Here is a 2053-nt window from a genome sequence, read left to right on the forward strand (position 1 = left end):
CTCGCTCGACGAGATGGCCCACTTGGTCGTCACGCTCCTGCAGCCGTATCTGCAACCCGATAATTATTAAACCTATTTAGGGGATGTTGTACTAGGACGCCGTTTCTCGGTCGCTTACGGTGGGATCGCAACGGCTTCTGGCTATTGTTGAAACGATTGGAGGCGGACCGGTTTGCCTGGCCACGCGAGGCGGCAGTGGCTACGCTGACGGTCGAACAGTTGCACTGGCTGCTCGAGGGAATCGACATCGAGGCGATGCGCCGGCACCCGCACCGAGAATACCATCGCGCTGCGTGAACGCTGCTTGGCGGCGGCGGTCTAACCGGCCATGCCATCCACGCCCGTCACCGTTACCGCCGCCGAGCTGCAACTGTTGCGCGACGCCGAACGCGAGTTCAAGGCAATACTCGCGGAACGCGAGGCAATCAAGGGCGAGTTGCGTGTGATGACGGTCCAGCGAGACCTGCTCTTGGAACAGCTCAAGGCGTTCCAGCGTAAGCTGTTCGCCGCCAAGAGCGAGGCGCGAGGCTCGGAGCAGAAGGACTTGTTCCTCAATGAGGCCGAGGCCTTGGCGACGGCGGCCGCGCAACCAGCGCAGGAAGAAGAAGAAGGTACGCCCGAGACCGAAGTGGCCGGACACAAACGCAAGAAGCGCGGCCGCAAGCCGCTCGACCCAGCGCTGCCCCGTGTCGAGGTTCGTCACGAACTACCCGAATCGGAACGCGTCTGCCCCCTCGATGGCCAGACTCTGGTCGAGATTGGCGTCGAGGTCAGCGAACAGCTCGACATCGTGCCGCAGCAGGTCCGCGTAATCCAGCACCAGCGGGTCAAGTACGCCTGTCCATGCTGCGACGGCGGCATCAAGACGACGCCGGCACCGGCGCGCATTATTCCCAAGGGACTCCTTACCGAATCGGCGCTGGCCTGGTGCATCACCTCGAAGTATCAAGATGGCCTGCCGCTGTACCGCCAGGCAGCGCTGCTGCATCGCTTTGGCGGGGACCTCTCTCGAGGCACCTTGGCCGCAAGCATAGTGCGAGTAGGCCAAGCGGTGCAGCCTATCATCAACCTGATGCGCGACCATCTGCTGGACGATGACCTTGTGTACGGCGACGAAACTACCGTCCAGGTGCTCAAGGAGCCCGGCAGGCCTGCCCAGAGAAAGAGTTTCCTATGGGCGCAGATGAATGGCACTGGCCCGCCGGTACGGTTGTTTGCCTATAGCCCAACACGCGAGACAAAGCAGGCTATGACTCTCTATGCCGGCATCAAGCCTGGAGCGGTGTTGATCACCGACGGCTATGCACCATACGACGACGTCGCAAACTCCTATCAGTTGGTGCACCTCGGATGCTGGGCACACGGGCGCCGCTACCTGGTCGAGGCAGAGCAAGCCTTGCCCAAGGATAAGCGTGCCGACCACCCAGTCACGGGATTCCTGCAGCGCATCGGCAAGCTGTTTGCCGTCGAAAGCCGCACGCTCAAGATGAAGCCAGAACAACGGCAGCAGGTTCGCGCCGAACAAAGTCAGCCGCTGCTGACCAAGATCGAAACGATGCTGCTGCAACACCTGCATACCGTGCTGCCGCAAAGCCTGTTCGGCAAGGCGCTGCACTACCTGCATGGGCAGTGGCCAAAGCTCGTGCGCTACATCGAGAACGGAACCTGGCCGATCTCGAACAATCCCTGCGAGAACGCGTTTAGGCCATTCGTGATTGGACGGAGAAACTTCCTCTTCTGCGACACCGTGGCCGGTGCCAACGCCAGCGCAAGTCTTTACTCGCTGGTGGAAACCTGCAAGGCCAACGACGTCAATCCGTATCAGTATCTCGTTGCCTTGTTCAAGGCGTTGCCACACGCACAGACAGCCGACGACTACGAGGCTCTGCTGCCCTGGAGGCTCAAGCCCTCAACCGTCTAGCGGATACAGCCGGCTGCCGCAAGGGACGCCCTTAAAAGCATTGCATTACACACAAGTCACTCGTGACCAATTTCCCGGGCGTACTTGATACCGGCGGCGAAGTCCATTACGCGCTGCAGGCCTTGCCAGATT

Annotated in this window: 1 protein-coding gene and 1 pseudogene; both read left to right on the forward strand. The window is 60.8% G+C overall.

Features of this window, described 5'->3' with window-relative positions:
- Positions 1-120 precede the first annotated feature (120 nt).
- Positions 121-297, forward strand: a pseudogene (gene tnpB / locus K309_RS44265) (IS66 family insertion sequence element accessory protein TnpB); the annotation flags it as partial.
- A gap of 31 nt (positions 298-328) precedes the next feature.
- Positions 329-1921, forward strand: a complete 1593-nt coding sequence (tnpC, locus tag K309_RS0134695) for an IS66 family transposase (protein WP_029050448.1) — start codon at positions 329-331, stop codon at positions 1919-1921.
- Positions 1922-2053 lie beyond the last annotated feature (132 nt).

The organism is Cupriavidus phytohabitans (assembly GCF_000426345.1).
In the GTDB taxonomy this organism is placed as follows: Bacteria; Pseudomonadota; Gammaproteobacteria; order Burkholderiales; family Burkholderiaceae; genus Cupriavidus.

Bases quoted from the DNA above. Each gene is read 5' to 3' on its own strand.
- tnpC (WP_029050448.1), top strand. From the start codon at position 329: ATGCCATCCACGCCCGTCACCGTTACCGCCGCCGAGCTGCAACTGTTG.